The organism is Roseateles sp., assembly GCF_036404855.1.
Taxonomy (GTDB): domain Bacteria; phylum Pseudomonadota; class Gammaproteobacteria; order Burkholderiales; family Burkholderiaceae_C; genus Pelomonas.
Genome location: NZ_DASWYS010000319.1, coordinates 1 through 15,176 on the forward strand (window position 1 = coordinate 1; position 15,176 = coordinate 15,176).

The 15,176-nt window shown below is 66.6% G+C and carries 13 protein-coding genes; 3 read left to right on the forward strand and 10 right to left on the reverse strand.

The genetic code is table 11. From position 1 onward, the window contains the following. Positions 1 to 190: 190 nt before the first annotated feature. On the reverse strand, positions 191 to 1,051 hold the full coding sequence (scpB, locus tag VGF12_RS21550) for an SMC-Scp complex subunit ScpB (protein ID WP_331178102.1): 861 nt from the start codon (positions 1,049 to 1,051) through the stop codon (positions 191 to 193). A gap of 241 nt (positions 1,052 to 1,292) precedes the next feature. Then, positions 1,293 to 2,291 (reverse strand): RluA family pseudouridine synthase, encoded by a 999-nt coding sequence (locus VGF12_RS21555; RefSeq protein WP_414710179.1) that lies wholly within the window; start codon positions 2,289 to 2,291, stop codon positions 1,293 to 1,295. 43 nt (positions 2,292 to 2,334) lie between these two features. Between VGF12_RS21555 and VGF12_RS21560 the strand changes: the two genes are divergently transcribed. Further along, positions 2,335 to 3,150, forward strand: coding sequence for an outer membrane protein assembly factor BamD (locus tag VGF12_RS21560; protein ID WP_331178104.1), 816 nt, complete (start codon positions 2,335 to 2,337; stop codon positions 3,148 to 3,150). A gap of 19 nt (positions 3,151 to 3,169) precedes the next feature. On the opposite strand, the gene VGF12_RS21565 is transcribed toward VGF12_RS21560, so the two are convergent. Both VGF12_RS21565 and VGF12_RS21570 read right to left on the reverse strand, forming a co-directional pair. Further along, entirely contained in the window at positions 3,170 to 5,221 is a 2,052-nt protein-coding gene (locus tag VGF12_RS21565) for an ATP-dependent DNA helicase (protein WP_414710180.1), read from the reverse strand. Beyond that, on the reverse strand, positions 5,208 to 5,411 hold the full coding sequence (locus tag VGF12_RS21570) for a YdcH family protein (RefSeq protein WP_331178105.1): 204 nt from the start codon (positions 5,409 to 5,411) through the stop codon (positions 5,208 to 5,210). The genes VGF12_RS21565 and VGF12_RS21570 overlap by 14 nt, the downstream gene beginning before the upstream one ends. A 63-nt stretch (positions 5,412 to 5,474) precedes the next feature. On the opposite strand from VGF12_RS21570, the gene VGF12_RS21575 reads away from it, so the two are divergent. Beyond that, complete coding sequence (locus tag VGF12_RS21575) at positions 5,475 to 6,245, forward strand: PP2C family serine/threonine-protein phosphatase (RefSeq protein WP_331178106.1); 771 nt, start codon at positions 5,475 to 5,477, stop codon at positions 6,243 to 6,245. A 48-nt stretch (positions 6,246 to 6,293) separates the two neighbouring features. On the opposite strand, the gene VGF12_RS21580 is transcribed toward VGF12_RS21575, so the two are convergent. The 6 genes from VGF12_RS21580 to VGF12_RS21605 form a co-directional block, all read right to left on the reverse strand. Next, positions 6,294 to 6,875, reverse strand: coding sequence for a hypothetical protein (locus VGF12_RS21580; RefSeq protein ID WP_331178107.1), 582 nt, complete (start codon positions 6,873 to 6,875; stop codon positions 6,294 to 6,296). Continuing rightward, positions 6,872 to 7,972, reverse strand: coding sequence for a cell division protein ZapE (gene zapE / locus VGF12_RS21585; RefSeq protein ID WP_331178108.1), 1,101 nt, complete (start codon positions 7,970 to 7,972; stop codon positions 6,872 to 6,874). Before zapE ends, VGF12_RS21580 begins: the two co-directional genes overlap by 4 nt. 52 nt (positions 7,973 to 8,024) lie before the next feature. Then, on the reverse strand, positions 8,025 to 9,449 hold the full coding sequence (gene lpdA / locus VGF12_RS21590) for a dihydrolipoyl dehydrogenase (RefSeq protein WP_331178109.1): 1,425 nt from the start codon (positions 9,447 to 9,449) through the stop codon (positions 8,025 to 8,027). A gap of 13 nt (positions 9,450 to 9,462) precedes the next feature. After that, positions 9,463 to 9,762 (reverse strand): PspC domain-containing protein, encoded by a 300-nt coding sequence (locus tag VGF12_RS21595; RefSeq protein WP_331178110.1) that lies wholly within the window; start codon positions 9,760 to 9,762, stop codon positions 9,463 to 9,465. Positions 9,763 to 9,776: 14 nt separating this feature from the next. Beyond that, positions 9,777 to 11,018, reverse strand: a complete 1,242-nt coding sequence (gene odhB, locus VGF12_RS21600; RefSeq protein WP_331178111.1) for a 2-oxoglutarate dehydrogenase complex dihydrolipoyllysine-residue succinyltransferase — start codon at positions 11,016 to 11,018, stop codon at positions 9,777 to 9,779. 86 nt (positions 11,019 to 11,104) lie between these two features. Continuing rightward, positions 11,105 to 13,960 carry a 2-oxoglutarate dehydrogenase E1 component gene (locus VGF12_RS21605; protein WP_331178112.1) on the reverse strand — a complete coding sequence of 952 codons (2,856 nt, stop codon included), beginning with the start codon at positions 13,958 to 13,960 and terminating at the stop codon, positions 11,105 to 11,107. A 341-nt stretch (positions 13,961 to 14,301) separates the two neighbouring features. On the opposite strand from VGF12_RS21605, the gene VGF12_RS21610 reads away from it, so the two are divergent. Further along, complete coding sequence (locus VGF12_RS21610) at positions 14,302 to 15,144, forward strand: isopenicillin N synthase family dioxygenase (protein WP_331178113.1); 843 nt, start codon at positions 14,302 to 14,304, stop codon at positions 15,142 to 15,144. Positions 15,145 to 15,176 lie beyond the last annotated feature (32 nt).

Here is a 15,176-nt window from a genome sequence, read left to right on the forward strand (position 1 = left end):
CAGGATGATGATCACGGCGACGATTGCGCAGAACCCCATCTGTGCCTGGCGAGGCCAGCCACCGATGTTGTTGATGTCCAGCTCTTTCAGGTTGATCTTCTTGTTGTTGCTCACGGGGCGGCTCCTCCTGCGGCAGGCGCCTCGGCGTCAGCGGCAGGAGGCAGGGAATTGTCTTGATCGGCAGCGTCGTTCATGCGGATTCGGGCTGGGTTTGGGGGGGCGGATCTTGGGGGTCGGGATTGGGGAGCGCCGGCGTACCGTCGGCGCCGAACAGGCTCAGCGACGGCGCGGGCGCATCGGCCGGCATTGCTGCTTTGACCGATATGGCTGCTTCGGCTGACGTCGCTGCTTCGGCTGACGTCACTGCCTCGGCTGGCGTCACTTCTTCGGCTGGCGTCACTTCTTCGGCTGGCGTCGCTACCTCGGCTGGCGTCACTGCCTCGGATGGCGTCGTTACCTCGGCCGGCGTGTCTGTAGGCTCCGCCTCTTCGGCGGCTTCCAGCAGTTGGCCCTGCAAGGCTTCAAAGGCCGGCGGCTCGCTGCCGACTTCCAGGGCCGGTAATTGCTCCAGGCTGGCCAGGCCCAGGTCATCGAGGAAGGCCTTGGTCGTCGCGTACAGCGCAGGACGACCGGGCGTTTCGCGGTGGCCGATGGCCTCGATCCAGCCGCGGTCCTCCAGCTGCTTGACGATCTGGCTGGCGACGACGACACCACGGATGTCCTCGATGTCGCCGCGGGTGACCGGCTGGCGGTAGGCAATGATGGCCAGCGTCTCGAGCACCGCGCGCGAATAGCGCGGCGGCTTCTCTGGGTGCAGCCGGTCGAGGTATTCGCGCAGCTCAGGTCGGCTCTGGAAGCGCCAGCCGGAGGCCAGCGCGACCAGCTCGACGCCCTTGCCTTCCCAGTCGCGGCTCAGCTCGTCGAGCAGGCTGCGCACGGAATCGGCACCGAGCTCGTCGGCGAACAGGCTGCGCAACTCGCGCAGCGTCAGCGGCTGCGAGGCACAGATCAGCGCGGTCTCTAGGACGCGCTTGGCATCCTGGGTATTCATGAACTCAACTTCGCACCCTCAATGGGCAGAGCTCTGGCGTTGTGACCCCGGTCTGGACGCTCATCAAGCGCTCGTCAGATGGCTGGGGCGGGTCCGGCATCGGTCCAGAGGACCGGGTGCACGGCGATGGGCTGGCGGCTTCCGGGTGGACTGCGATCCCGCGACGGGCTGCCGTTCCCACATCGTCTCTTGACGCCGGGCACGGCGCTCAGGCGCGCCAACTGGAGTGCATTGTAGCCGGTCAGCCCGGCAAGTCGCCGGCCCCGATTTCGGCCCAGGCGGCGGCCATGTCGGCAGGCAGAGGCGAACGCAGTGTCAAGGCCTCACGCGTGACCGGATGCGTGAAGCCCAGGCGGGCCGCGTGCAGGGCCTGTCGGGCGAGGCCGAGAGCCGGCGCACCGCCGTAAAGCGCGTCTGCCAACAGCGGGTGGCCGCGGTGCGTCAGGTGCACCCGGATCTGGTGGGTGCGGCCGGTGTGGAGCACACAGTGCACGGCACTCACCGCCCGGCCCTGCACGTCACCGACGCCCAGGGGGAAGATGTCGGTGCGCGCCGGCTTACCCAGATTGGCGGGCGCAACTGCCATCTTTACGCGCGAGACCGGGTCGCGCCGCATCGCCACCTCCACGGTGAAGGCCTCCTCGACACGGCCCCAGGCCAGGGCCAGATATTCGCGGTGCACCTCGCGCGCGGCGATCTGACGCGTCAGCGCAGTCACGGCCTCCAATGTCTTGCCGACCACCATCAGCCCGCTGGTGTCCTTGTCCAGCCGGTGCACGATGCCGGCGCGCGGCAGGGCGGCAGCGGCCGGATGGTGGGCCAGAAGGCCGTTCATCAGCGTACCCGACCAGTTGCCCGGCGCGGGATGCACCACCAGACCGGCCGGCTTGTTGATGACGGCCAGGTGCTCATCCTCGAAGACGAATTCCAGCGCCATCGCCTCGGCACGGAAGGCGCGACTCTCGTCGGTGGGTTGCAGTTCGACCTCGACGCGCTGGCCGGCACGCAGCTTGTGCGCGGCTTTCAGCAGCGGCCGGCCGTCCACCGTCACACAGCCGCGTTCAATGAGGGACTGCAGGTGGTTGCGGGAGAACTCGGGCGCCAGACCCGTCAGCCAGCGGTCCAGGCGATCGCCGTGGCCAGCGGCATCGACTTCGGCACCGCGCCGCTCGACCTCGGCGTCCCCGTCGGTCTCCTGCTCGAAATCCTCTTGACCCCCCACCCTATACTCCGCGTCCATTGTTCCCCGTGACCGGCCGGCAGCATTGCCGTCGACTCCAGACATGTTTGTTGAGAAATTCAAGGCCGGCCGCATCGTCGCCGGCGCCGTCCTGATGGCGTTCGCGCTTGGCATGAGCGGCTGCGGCTCCACGGCCAAGGAGGATCCAAACTCCCAGGCAGCGCTGGACAAATTGTATGCAGACGCCAAGGACGACCTGAACTCGGGCAGCTACGACCGCGCCATCAAGTCGCTGGAGAAGATCGAGGGCCGCGCCGCCGGCACGACCATGGGTCAGCAGGCCACGCTGGACGTGGCGTGGGCCTACTACAAGAGCAACGAGCGCGCCCAGGCGATCACGACACTGGACCGCTTCATCAAGCTCAACCCGTCGAGTCCGGCAATGGACTACGCCCTCTACATGAAGGGCATCGTCAACTTCAACGAGGACCTGGGTCTGTTCGGTCGCCTGGCCAACCAGGACGTCGCCGAGCGCGACCAACAGGCTTCGCGCGAGGCCCTGTTGGCCTTCCGCCAGCTCGTCGAGCAATTCCCTGAATCCAGGTACTCGGCCGAGGCAACGACCCGCATCAACTTCATCACGAACACGTTGGCGGCCTACGAGATCCATGTGGCGCGCTACTACTTCAACCGCCAAGCCTATGTCGCCGCAGCCAATCGCGCGCAGAGCGCCGTGGCCGAATTCCAGCATGCGCCCGGCATCGAGGAAGGCCTGTTCATCATGAGCGAGAGCTACGACAAGCTGGGCCTGGCGCAGCTGCGCGACGACGCCCGCCGCGTGCTGGACAAGAACTTCCCCAACAGCGTCTACGCCTCAGGCAACGTTGCCAAGCGCAAGCCCTGGTGGCAGCTCTGGTAAATCGAAGCTAACGGGCCTTTCAGGCCCGTTCTTCATTGAGGCGCTGCAACCAAGCGAGCGCCTCGGCCTCGTTCGCCACAGCAGTCATCGGTGGCAGCGCCGCGCGCAGCCGGCGGCCGTAGTTCATGCCCGCCATGCGGGGGTCGCACACCACCAGCAGGCCGCGGTCGGTCTCGGTGCGGATCAGCCGTCCGGCGCCCTGCTTCAGCGCGATGGCCGCCTCGGCGACGAAATACTCTGAAAACGCATTGCGCCCCTGGGCCTCCAGGCGCTGCACGCGCGCCTCGACGAGCGGGTCGTTGGGCGGCGGGAAGGGCAGCTTGTCGATGAGCACGCATTGCAGCGCGTCGCCTGGCACGTCGATGCCCTCCCAGAAGCTGGCGGAGCCGACGAGCACTGCCGCCGGATTGTCCAGGAAGCGCTGCAGCAACACACGCTTCGGAGCGGCACCCTGTTGCAACACGGCGATGGCGTCGCCGGCCTCCTCGAAGCGCTCGCGCAGCGCATCTGCCACCGTCTGCAGATTGCGCAACGTGGTCGTCAGCACGAAAGTGCGGCCGCCGAGCGCCCGCGCCATGCGCGAGGCCAGCAGCGCGACGCTGGCCGGGTGACTGGGTTCGCTGGGCTTGGGAAAGCCGCGCGGCACGTAGAGGCGCGCGTTTGCCGGGTAGTCGAAGGGGCTGCCGACGCGCAGCACCTCGGCGTCCGTGAGGCCGGCGGGCTCCGTGAACCAGGTCAGGCCTTCGTCGTCGCCCAGCGTGGCGGAGGTGAACACCCAGGCTTTTGGTGGCCCTTCCAACTGCTGCTGCATCGCATCGCGGATGTCCAGCGGCGATTCGACCAGTCGCGCCGAATGCGGACTGATGTCGATCCACCGCACATCACCCGGGTCGGGTTCGGCGGCGAAGGCCTTCGCTAGGTCGCGCAGTTCCTGGGCGCGCTCGCACAGGCGGGCGAAGTCGGGGGCCGCCTCGCGCACGGCGGTCAGCGCTTCCAGCGCGGCGGCCGAGGCCGTTTCGATGCCGGCCAACGCGGCCGCGAAGCCCGGCTGGCTGGCACGCTCCTTCCAGCCCAGCTTGAGCGTGCCGCGCAGTTCGCGGCCCGCCGTGGCCAGCGGTCCGGCCGCGGCAAGACGCAGCTCGCGCGCGGCTCTTTCGATGCCGGCCTGCAGGGTCTGCCAGTCCTGCACACCGCGCGCATGGGCCAGGCCCTGGGCCAGAAGGTCGCGTGCGAAGTCGATCAGCGCCGCCGTGCCCAGCACCGTGCCGAGGAACTGCACGCCGGCTTCGGCGAGTTGGTGGGCCTCGTCAAAGATGGCGATCTCGACGCTCGGTAGCAGCTCGGCCACGCCACTGTCGCGCAGCGTCACGTCGGCAAAGAAGAGGTGGTGGTTGACGACAACGACGTCAGCCTCCATGGCCTCGCGTCTGGCCTTGACGACGTAGCAGGCCTTCCAGTCCGGGCACTCCTGGCCCAGGCAGTTTTCGCGGCTGGAACTGACGATGGGAATGATGGGCGAGCGCTCGTCCAGGCCGTCAATCTCGGCGAAGTCGCCGGTTGCCGTACCCAGCGCCCAGCGCTCGATGCGGGCCAGCGACAGCGCCGTACGTCGGTCCGGGAACTCGCCGGACACGCGCGCCTCCTTCATGCGATGCAGGCAGAGATAGCTGCCGCGCCCCTTGAGCAGTGCGAGGCGCACCGGCATCTGCAGCGTCTTCGTCAGTCGCGGCAGGTCGCGCAGGAAAAGCTGGTCCTGCAGGCTCTTGGTGGCCGTGCTGATCAGCGCCCGGCTGCCGGCCAGCAGCGTCGGCACAAGGTAGGCGAAGGTCTTGCCGACGCCCGTGCCGGCCTCGACGACCAGGGCTTCGCGGCGGCTCAGCGCCCGCGCCACGGCGCGGCTCATCTGCAGCTGCGGCTCGCGCGGCTTGTAGCCCGGGTCCAGCCGCGCCAGGGGGCCGTCGGCGTCGAAGGCGGCGACGACGGCCTGTTCGAGCTCGTCGGCGGCAGGAGGGGCGGCAGGGGTGGCCTGATCGAGGGCGTCGAGCCAGTCGTCGAGATCAGGCGGGTTCATCGGGCTCGTTGGCGGCCTCCAGCCGGGCCATCATGTCGCGCAGGGCGAGGCGGCGCTTCTTCAGCCGCTGCAGCGCCAGTTCGTCCACCAGCGGCTCCTCGATGAGGCGATCGATCATCGCGTCGAGGTCGGCATGCTCCATACGCAACTCGATGAGCCGCCGCGACGCCGAGTGAAGTTGTTCATCCATCCGAAAGGTTTCTGAGGCGGGTTGCAACGGGCCGAAAGCTCGCCGCCAAGTATAGTTTTCGGCATGCCGCCTCCCACCGCCGTCGGATTCCGACTCAACGCCGCCACCGGCACCCATCGCGGGGACCGGACCTACCAGCAGGATCAGGTGGCCGTCATCGCCCACCCGCGTGTCGCGGGCTGCATGATGGGCATCGTGGCCGACGGCATGGGGGGCAAGAGCGGCGGCCGCAAGGCGGCTGACCAGGTCGTGCTGACCGCGCACCAGCTGTTCGAACGCTACTCGCCCGAGGACGAATCGCCGGCCGAGCTGCTCGGCCAGATTGCGGCCGAGGCGCACCTGATGATCAAGCTGACGGCTATCTCCGCCGAGGAGGAGCCGCACAGCACCATCGCCAGCTTCGTCATCACCGGCGACCGCTGCGCGTACTGGATCCACTCCGGCGACTCTCGCATCTACTGGTTCCGCGGTGCCCGCCTCGTCAAGCGCTCGATGGACCACTCCTATGTGCAACGCCTCGTCGACGAGGGCCAGCTCAACGAGGCCGAGGCCAGCTCGCATCCACAGAGCAATCTGCTGACGGCTTGCCTGGGCACGGTCCAGGACCCGTCATCCACCTCGGAGCGCTTTGAAGGCCTGGAAGTGGGCGACACGCTGATGTGCTGCAGCGACGGCTTGTGGCACTACTTCACTGCCCAGGAACTGGGCAGCGTGCTCTACAGCCTGCCGCCGCGCGAGGCGGCCGAGCTTCTGGTGAGCAAGGCGCGCCAGCGGGCACGCGGGGGTGGCGACAACCTGTCCATCGCCATCGTCAAGCTCGAGAACCTCGACTGAGGCGCCGCCAGGGCACCGGCCCCACCGGCTGGGGCGACGTGAAAAGCATCAGTCCGGCTTGGACGCAGCCGATGCGCCAGGCAGCGGCAAGGGTGCAGCCAGTGGCTTGGTGCGGTTCTTTTCCTTGGCCGCATGGGTGGCCAGACGTTGTTGCTGGCGCAGTTCGCGCTCCCGCGCCCGTTCGCGACGCCTGGCGGATTCCGCGTCGGCCTTCTGCTCCGCCTGCTGACGGGCCTGCGCGACCTGCTCGGGGCTGCGCGCCCGGACCGGCTGGGACGCGGGTGTGGATGACGCATGTGCCGGGACAACGCGCTCGCGGCGCTGCCCCTCGTCCTGGGCCGCGGCAAGTTCGCGTTCGCGCACCCGCTGCGCCTGGGCCTCGGCGCGCTGGTGGCGCTCCTCGGCGGCCAGCTCGTGCTCGCGCCGCACCAGGGGCGCCAGCGCATCATGGCGGCGCTGGCGCAGGTCATCCAGGCAGGCCGCCACGCTGAAGCGCTGCTCGCACTCGGCCTGCTCGCGCGCAAAGCGCTGCTCGATCGCAGCCCGCTGGGCGGAGACCTCGGCACGCGTCGCCGGCTGGGCCCAGGCGGGCATCGCGACGAGCAGCAGGATGAGAGCTGACGACTTCATGTCAGCGAAGTATCAACCTCGCGGCGCGCGAGGGCCAGATATTCGGCCGAGCGCATCTCCTGCAAACGTGACACGGTGCGAGGGAACTCGTGGGCCAGCGGACCTTCCGTGTAAAGCTGCTCGGCCGGCACGGCGGCCGAGATGATCAGCTTGACGCGGCGGTCGTAGAGCACGTCCACCAGCCAGGTGAAGCGACGTGCCTCACTCGCCAGGCGCACGGGCATCTCCGGCACTTCGGACAGGATGACAGTGTGGAACTGGCTGGCCAGCTCCAGGTAGTCGTTCTGCGAGCGCGGGCCGCCACAAAGGGTTGCGAAATCGAACCAGACGACACCGCCGGCTCGCCGGCGCGCGTAAATCGCGCGGTGCTCGATCATCAGCTTGCGGTCCTCGTCCTGGGCCTCGGCGAGGGACTCAAAGGCCTGCGTCAACGCCGCCTCGGTCGTCTCGCTCAACGGCGTCAGGTACAGGTTCATGTCCTCCAGCGTGCGACGGCGGTAGTCGGTGCCGGCGTCGACATTGATGACCTCGAGATGGGCCTTCAAGAGCTCGATGGCCGGGAGGATGCGGTCACGGTGCAAACCGTTGGGGTAAAGCTCGTCCGGATGGAAGTTGGACGTCGTGACGATGGAGACGCGATTGCGGAACAGCGCGTCCAGCAGCCGGTGCAAGATCATGGCGTCGGTCACGTCCGCGACGTGGAACTCATCGAAGCAGATCAGGCGGAAGCGCCGCGCGATGCGCTTGCCCAATTCCTCCAGCGGATCGGCGATGCCCTTGAGCTCCTGAAGTTCGCGGTGCACCTCGCGCATGAACTCGTGGAAGTGCAGCCGCGTCTTGCGCGTCAGCGGCACGGCCTGGAAGAAGCAGTCCATGAGGAAGCTCTTGCCCCGGCCCACGCCGCCGTACATGTAGACGCCCCGCGGGATGGGCGGTCGCACCAGCAGCTTGGTCACCGCATTGTTGCGGCGAGCCTTGTAGGCGGCCCACTCGTCCTGGCAGCGCTGCAGGGCCTCGATGGCGCGCAGCTGAGCGGCGTCGGCGGTAAAGCCGCGCTCCGCGAGGGTCTGCTGGTAAAGCTCGGTGACTGAGGTCATGGCAAAAAAAGGGGCGACTGCCTGGCCGCCCCTTCTTGTTCGCGCCGCTGAATCAGAAGTTCAGCGTGCGCTTGTCGACGGCCAGCGCCGCTTCCTTCGTCGATTCCGACAACGAGGGGTGGGCATGGCAGATCCGCGCGATGTCTTCGGCCGAGGCCTTAAACGCCATCGCCATCGTGGCTTCGGCGATCAGCTCGGAGGCCTGCGGGCCGATGATGTGCACGCCCAGGATTTCGTCGGTCGCGGCGTCGGCCAGGATCTTCACGAAGCCCGAGGTGTCGCCCAGCGCACGAGCGCGGCCGTTGGCCAGAAAGGGGAACTGGCCGGCCTTGTAGGCCTTGCCTTCGCTCTTGAGCTGCTGCTCGGTCTTGCCGACCTGCGCAATCTCGGGGCTGGTGTAGATGACCGACGGGATGATGTCGAAGTCCACATGGCCGTGCTGGCCGGCGATGCGCTCAGCCACCGCCACGCCCTCTTCCTCGGCCTTGTGCGCGAGCATGGGGCCGCGCACGACGTCACCGATGGCCCAGACGTTGGGCAGGCTGGTCTTGCAGTCGGCGTCCACCTCGATAGCACCGCGGCCGTCCAGTTTCAGGCCCACCGCCTCGGCATTCAGACCAATGGTATTGGGCACGCGGCCGATGGAGACGATGAGCTTGTCGACATCCAGCTTCTGCTCGGCTCCCTTGGCGTCGGTGTAGGCCACCGACACGCCCTTCTTGCTCGTCTTGACCTCGCCGATCTTGACGCCCAGCTCGATGCTCAGGCCCTGCTTCTTGAACAGCTTGGCAGCTTCCTTGGCGACCGACTCGTCGACCGCGGGCAGGAAGGCCGACATAGCCTCCAGCACGACCACCTCGGCGCCCAGGCGGCGCCACACCGAACCCAGTTCCAGGCCGATGACGCCGGAGCCGATGACGCCCAGCCTCTTCGGCGTGGCCGGGATGCGCAGTGCGCCGTCGTTGGACAGCACCAGCTCCTCGTCGAACGGCAGGCCCGGCAGCGCACGGGCGTTGGAGCCGGTCGCGACGACAACGTGCTTGGCGGTGACGGTCTCGTCGCCGGCCTTCAGCTCGTAGCCGCCGTCCTTGGCGGCGACGAAGCTGCCGCGACCATGGAAGAACGTGACCTTGTTCTTCTTGAACAGGTAGAGGATGCCGTCGTTGTTCTGCTTCACGACGACGTCCTTGCGGCCGAGCATCTTGGCGACGTCGATGTTGACGTCACCGGTGCTGATGCCGTGGTCAGCGAAGTGCAGCCTGGCGTGCTCGAAGTGCTCGCTGGACTGCAGCAGTGCCTTGGACGGGATGCAGCCGACGTTGGTGCAGGTGCCGCCGGGGGCGGGGCCGCCCTTGTCGTTCTTCCACTCGTCGATGCAGGCGGTGTTGAAGCCCAGTTGGGCCGCGCGGATGGCGGCGATGTAGCCGCCGGGGCCGCCACCGATGACGACGACGTCGAATTGTTTGAGATCAGCCATGACGACTTTGCTTTCAGCTCTCGATAGGTACAAAGAAGGCCATCAACGTGTAGAGCAACACGCTGAGGCCCGCCGCTGGCAAGAAGAGTAGGAAGCCCGCGCGCCAGACCATTGCCGGCACGCCACTGAATTGGCCCAGGCCTGCGCAAACACCAGCCAGCCAAGCACCTTCGCGGCTGCGCCGGAATTGCCTGGCTGCGCTGGCAGGTTGCCGTTCGAGCAAGAGAGCCTTTGCGCTGACATATTCGTCGTCGCTCAAGGCTCCGCTCGCATGCAGCTTCTGCAGACGTTCCAACTCATCCGCCATCGACATGCGGCTGATCCGACTTAGATGTCGAACAGCAGACGCGCCGGGTCTTCCAGCGCGTCCTTCATCGCCACCAGACCCAGCACGGCTTCGCGGCCGTCGATGATGCGGTGGTCATAGGACATGGCCAGGTAGTTGATCGGTCGGATGACGATCTGGCCGTTTTCCACCACCGCGCGATCCTTGGTGGCGTGCACGCCCAGAATGGCCGATTGCGGCGGGTTGATGATGGGCGTGGACAGCATGGAGCCGAAGGTGCCGCCGTTCGAGATGGAGAAGGTGCCGCCGCTCATCTCGTCGATGCCCAGCTTGCCTTCCTGCGCTTTCTTGCCGTACTCGGCGATCTTCTTCTCGATGTCGGCGAAGCTCATCTGGTCTGCATTGCGCAGGATGGGCACCACCAGGCCGCGCGGCGAACCGACGGCGATGCCGATGTCGAAGTAGCCGTGATAGACGATGTCATTGCCGTCGACCGACGCGTTCAGGATCGGGTACTTCTTCAGCGCGTGGACCGCGGCCTTGACGAAGAAGCTCATGAAGCCAAGCTTGGTGCCATGCTCCTTCGTGAAGCTGTCCTGGAACTTCTTGCGCAGCTCCATCACCGGGGCCATGTTGACCTCGTTGAAGGTGGTCAGGATGGCGTTGGTGGACTGCGACTGCAGCAGGCGCTCGGCGATGCGGGCGCGCAGGCGGGTCATGGGCACACGCTGCTCGGGGCGGTCGCCCAGGTTCTGGGCCTGCGGCGCAGCCACGGCCGGCAACGGCTTGGCGACGGCGGGTGCCGCGGGCACGACCAGCGGCGCGGCAGCGGGCTTGGCGCCGGCGGCCAGGGCGTCACCCTTGGTCACACGGCCGTCCTTGCCGGAGCCGGCGACGTCGGTAGCCGACAAGCCCTTCTCGGCCAGGATCTTGGCGGCCGCGGGCATGGCCACGTCGCCCTTGCTGGCGGCAGCGGCGGAAGTCGCGGCAGGCGCTGCGGCCGGGGCGGCCGCGGGCGCAGGCGCGGCTGCGCCGGCCTTGCCTTCGGTGTCGATCTTTGCCAGCAGTTCCTGGCTGACGACGGTGGAGCCGTCGGCCTTGATGATCTCGCTCAGCACGCCGGCAGCGGGTGCCGGCACTTCCAGCACGACCTTGTCGGTCTCGATCTCGACGAGGGTCTCGTCGACGGTGACGGCTTCGCCGGGCTTCTTCTTCCAGGTCAGCAGCGTGCCCTCGGAAACGGATTCGGAAAACTGGGGAACTTGGACGTCAACGATGGCCATGATGTGAGGCTCCGTGTTCTTTATTCGGTGTGATGTGGTGCAGGCGCGAGCGAACGCAGCGCCTCGGGGGCGCTGCGCGTGCGGTCTTACTTGGTGAGGATGAAGCCCTTGAGCTTGGCGAAGGCCTGATCCAGCAGGGCCTTCTGCTGCTCCTGGTGCAGGTGGGCGTAACCGCAGGCGGGGCTGGCGCTGGCCGGGCGGCCGGCGTAGCCGAGCTTCTGGCCTTCGGTCATGTTCTCGTGCACGTAGTGCTGCACGAAGAACCAGGCGCCCTGGTTCTGCGGTTCGTCCTGGCACCAGACGATGTCGCTGGCGTTCGGGTACTTCTTCAACTCGGCCGCGAAAGCCTTGTGCGGGAAGGGATAGAGCTGCTCGACCCGGACGATGGCGGTGTCGTGCGACTTCTTCTCCTCGCGCTTGCGCACCAGGTCGTAATACACCTTGCCCGAGCAGACGATGACGCGCTTGACCTTGTCGGCCACGATGCTCTCGTCCAGCTCGCCGATGACGGTCTTGAACTCGCCCTTGGTGAACTCTGCCAACGGCGACGTCGCATCCTTCGCACGCAGCAGGCTCTTGGGCGTCATGATGACCAGCGGCTTGCGGAACATCCGCAGCATCTGGCGGCGCAACACGTGGAAGATCTGAGCCGCATTGGTGGGCTGCACGATCTGCATGTTGTTGTCCGCAGCCAGCTGCATGAAGCGCTCCAGACGGGCCGAGCTGTGCTCGGGGCCCTGGCCTTCGTAGCCATGCGGCAGCATCATCGTCAGGCCGTTGGAGCGGCCCCACTTCACTTCGCCAGAGGCAATGAACTGATCGATGACGACTTGGGCGCCATTGACGAAATCGCCGAACTGGGCTTCCCAGATGGTCAGCGTGTTGGGCTCTGCAGCGGCGTAGCCGTACTCGAAGCCAAGCACCGCCTCTTCGGACAGGATGGAATCGATGACGACGAAGGGCGCCTGGCCCTCGCCCACGTTCTGCAGCGGCACATAGGCGCCTTCGTCCCAGTTCGAGCGGTTCTGGTCGTGCAGCACGGCGTGGCGGTGCGTGAAGGTGCCGCGGCCGGCGTCCTCGCCCGACAGGCGCACCGGGTAGCCCGAAGCCACCAGCGACGCGAACGCCATGTGTTCGCCCATGCCCCAGTCAACATTTATCTCGCCACGACCCATCGCAGCGCGGTCGTTGTACAGCTTGCTGACGAGGTTGTGAGCGGCGAAGTCCTTGGGCAGCGTCGTGATCTTCTCGGCCAGGCGCTTCCATTCGGCGCCGGGGATGGCGGTATCGCAGCTGTCCGTCCACTTCTTGCCGAGGAAGGGCGACCAGTCGGTGGCGAACTTGCTCTTGAAGTTGGTCAGCACCGGGTCTACCGTGTGGCGGCCCTCGTCCATCGCGGCGCGGTAGGCCTTGACCATCTCGTCAGGGCCTTCAGCGGTCAGCACACCCTGCGCGACCAGCTTGTCTGCGTAGACCTTGCGCGTGCCGGGGTGGGCGGCGATCTTCTTGTACATCAGCGGCTGCGTCAGGGCCGGCGTGTCCTGCTCGTTGTGGCCCAGCTTGCGGAAGCACACGATGTCCAGCACCACGTCCTTCTTGAACTCGGCACGGTAGTCCATGCACAGCTCCATGGCCCACACGACCGCCTCGGGATCGTCGCCGTTCACGTGCAGCACCGGCGCCTCGATCATCTTGACGACGTCGGAGCAGTACCAGGTCGAGCGCAGGTCGCGCGGGTCGCTGGTGGTGAAGCCGATCTGGTTGTTGATGACGATGTGCACCGTGCCGCCCGTCCGGTAGCCGCGGGTCTGGGCCATCGCCAGCGTTTCCTGCACGACGCCCTGGCCGCCGAAGGCTGCATCGCCGTGCACCAGCACCGGCAGCACCTGCATGCCGTCCTTGTCGCCGCGGCGATCCTGGCGAGCACGCACGCTGCCTTCCACCACCGGGTTGACGATTTCCAGATGCGAGGGGTTGAAGGCCAGCGACAGGTGCACTGGCCCGCCCGACGTGGACACGTCGGAGCTGAAGCCCTGGTGGTACTTCACGTCGCCAGCCGGCAGGTCTTCGGCCGCCTTGTGCTCGAACTCGGCGAAAAGGTCCGCGGGCATCTTGCCCAGCGTATTCACCAGCACGTTCAGGCGGCCGCGGTGGGCCATGCCAATGACGATTTCCTGCACGCCACGCTCACCGCCGTGCTGGATCAGCTCGTCCATCGCGGCGATGAAGCTCTCGCCACCTTCCAGCGAGAAGCGCTTCTGGCCGACGTACTTGGTGTGCAGGTACCGCTCCAGGCCCTCGGCGGCGGTCAGCCGCTCAAGGATGTGCTTCTTCTTCTCGGCGCCGTAGCTCGGCTTGCCGCGTGCCTTTTCCAGGCGCTCCTGCCACCAGCGCTTCTCGCCAGGGTCGGAACCGTGCATGAACTCGGAGCCGATGCTGCCGCAGTAGGTCTCGCGCAGGGCCTGCACGATCTGGCGCAGCGTCATCGTCTCGCCACCGAAATAGCTGTTCACGGCGCTGAACGAGATGTCCATGTCGGACTCGGTCAGGTCGTAGAACGCGGGGTCGAGCTCGGGGATCTTGGGGCGCTCAGCGCGCTTGAGGGGGTCCAGCTCAGCCCAACGGTTGCCGAGGAAGCGGTAGGCCGCGATCAGCGACTGGACATGGACCTGCTTGCGGGCGACGGCGAGGTCGGCGCTGGAGGCCTTGTTGGCGAAGGCATTGGCCTTGGCACGTTGAGCGAAAGATTCGATGACAGGCGCATGGGCCACGTCGCGGGCTTCACTGCCGTCGACGGCGGGGACATGCTGCAACGCATCGAAATACGTGCGCCAGTTGTCCGGGACAGAACCGGGGTTGTCGAGGTAGGCCTCGTACATCTCCTCCACATACGGCGCGTTTCCGCCGAACAGGTAGGAGTTGGACCTGTATTGCTGCATCATCTTTCGCTCACCTCATGCCCCGGTTTCCAGGGAGTTGGCTGGTTGAAGAACCTTCCGCGACACGGCTCGACCGATTGGCGGATTGCGACCCACCTCGCTGTTGCCAGCAAAGGGACGGGAAGGACCGGGAACCATTTCCGCTGCATGCAAAGCCTGCCGCCCACGCGGGTTGCTGACTTTCCGAGTAACAGACCGGTTCCATCTCAGGGGGCGAACTCTAGCACCAAGGGTTTGCCCGACAAGCCTTGATGGGCGTCAGAAAGTTGACGGATAAGTAAACTCCTTACCCGCGACAGCCCCGCCATTGAATGGCTGCGCCCAAGGGACATCCAGGAGATCCCATGCAAGTCCAGGTCGTCGACTACCGCGCGCCCGATGCGGCCGATAAGTTCACCCGTTCCCTGCACGAAACCGGCTTCGGCGTGCTGACCAACCACCCGATACGCCAGGCCCTGGTCGAGAAGATCTACGCCGACTGGCTGGCTTTCTTCAACGGCGACGGCAAGGACGCGTACGCGTTTTCCAAGGAGACGCAGGACGGCTGGTTCTCAACCGAGATTTCAGAAACCGCGAAGGGCTCCAAACAAAAGGACATCAAGGAGTACTTCCACATCTACCCCTGGGGCCGCATACCGCCGCAGTTGAGGGAAGACGCCCTCGCCTACTACCGCGAGGCCAACGCGCTGGCCGAGGAGCTGCTGGGGTGGGTCGAGAAGTACACGCCGCCCGAGATCGCCGCGAAGTATCGCGAGCCGTTGTCCAACATGATCAAGGGCAGCACCAAGACGCTGCTGCGCGTGTTGCGCTATCCGCCGCTGACTGGCGATGAGCCCGTCGGCTCCATCCGCGCCGCCGCGCATGGCGACATCAACCTGCTGACCATCCTGCCCGCCGCCAACGAGCCGGGCCTGCAGGTGCTAGGCAAGGACGACCAGTGGCATGACGTGCCCTGCGACTTCGGCACCCTCACCATCAATATCGGCGACATGCTGCAGGAAGCCTCCGAGGGCTACTACCCGTCCACGCAGCACCGCGTCGTCAACCCGACCGGCGAAGGTGCGAAGAAGAGCCGCGTGTCGCTGCCGCTGTTCCTGCATCCGCGCGACGACGTGGTCTTGAGCGACCGCTACACGGCGGACAGCTATCTGAACGAGCGGCTGCGCGAGCTGGGCGTCAAGACCTGACCCGGGCCGGCCGCCACCTGCGGCCGACGGGG

Bases quoted from the DNA above. Each gene is read 5' to 3' on its own strand.
- VGF12_RS21555 (WP_414710179.1), bottom strand. From the start codon at position 2,291: ATGGACGCGGAGTATAGGGTGGGGGGTCAAGAGGATTTCGAGCAGGAG.
- odhB (WP_331178111.1), bottom strand. From the start codon at position 11,018: ATGGCCATCGTTGACGTCCAAGTTCCCCAGTTTTCCGAATCCGTTTCC.
- VGF12_RS21610 (WP_331178113.1), top strand. From the start codon at position 14,302: ATGCAAGTCCAGGTCGTCGACTACCGCGCGCCCGATGCGGCCGATAAG.
- lpdA (WP_331178109.1), bottom strand. From the start codon at position 9,449: ATGGCTGATCTCAAACAATTCGACGTCGTCGTCATCGGTGGCGGCCCC.
- VGF12_RS21570 (WP_331178105.1), bottom strand. From the start codon at position 5,411: ATGGATGAACAACTTCACTCGGCGTCGCGGCGGCTCATCGAGTTGCGT.
- zapE (WP_331178108.1), bottom strand. From the start codon at position 7,972: ATGACCTCAGTCACCGAGCTTTACCAGCAGACCCTCGCGGAGCGCGGC.
- scpB (WP_331178102.1), bottom strand. From the start codon at position 1,051: ATGAATACCCAGGATGCCAAGCGCGTCCTAGAGACCGCGCTGATCTGT.
- VGF12_RS21560 (WP_331178104.1), top strand. From the start codon at position 2,335: ATGTTTGTTGAGAAATTCAAGGCCGGCCGCATCGTCGCCGGCGCCGTC.
- VGF12_RS21595 (WP_331178110.1), bottom strand. From the start codon at position 9,762: ATGTCGATGGCGGATGAGTTGGAACGTCTGCAGAAGCTGCATGCGAGC.
- VGF12_RS21580 (WP_331178107.1), bottom strand. From the start codon at position 6,875: ATGAAGTCGTCAGCTCTCATCCTGCTGCTCGTCGCGATGCCCGCCTGG.
- VGF12_RS21575 (WP_331178106.1), top strand. From the start codon at position 5,475: ATGCCGCCTCCCACCGCCGTCGGATTCCGACTCAACGCCGCCACCGGC.
- VGF12_RS21565 (WP_414710180.1), bottom strand. From the start codon at position 5,221: ATGAACCCGCCTGATCTCGACGACTGGCTCGACGCCCTCGATCAGGCC.
- VGF12_RS21605 (WP_331178112.1), bottom strand. From the start codon at position 13,960: ATGATGCAGCAATACAGGTCCAACTCCTACCTGTTCGGCGGAAACGCG.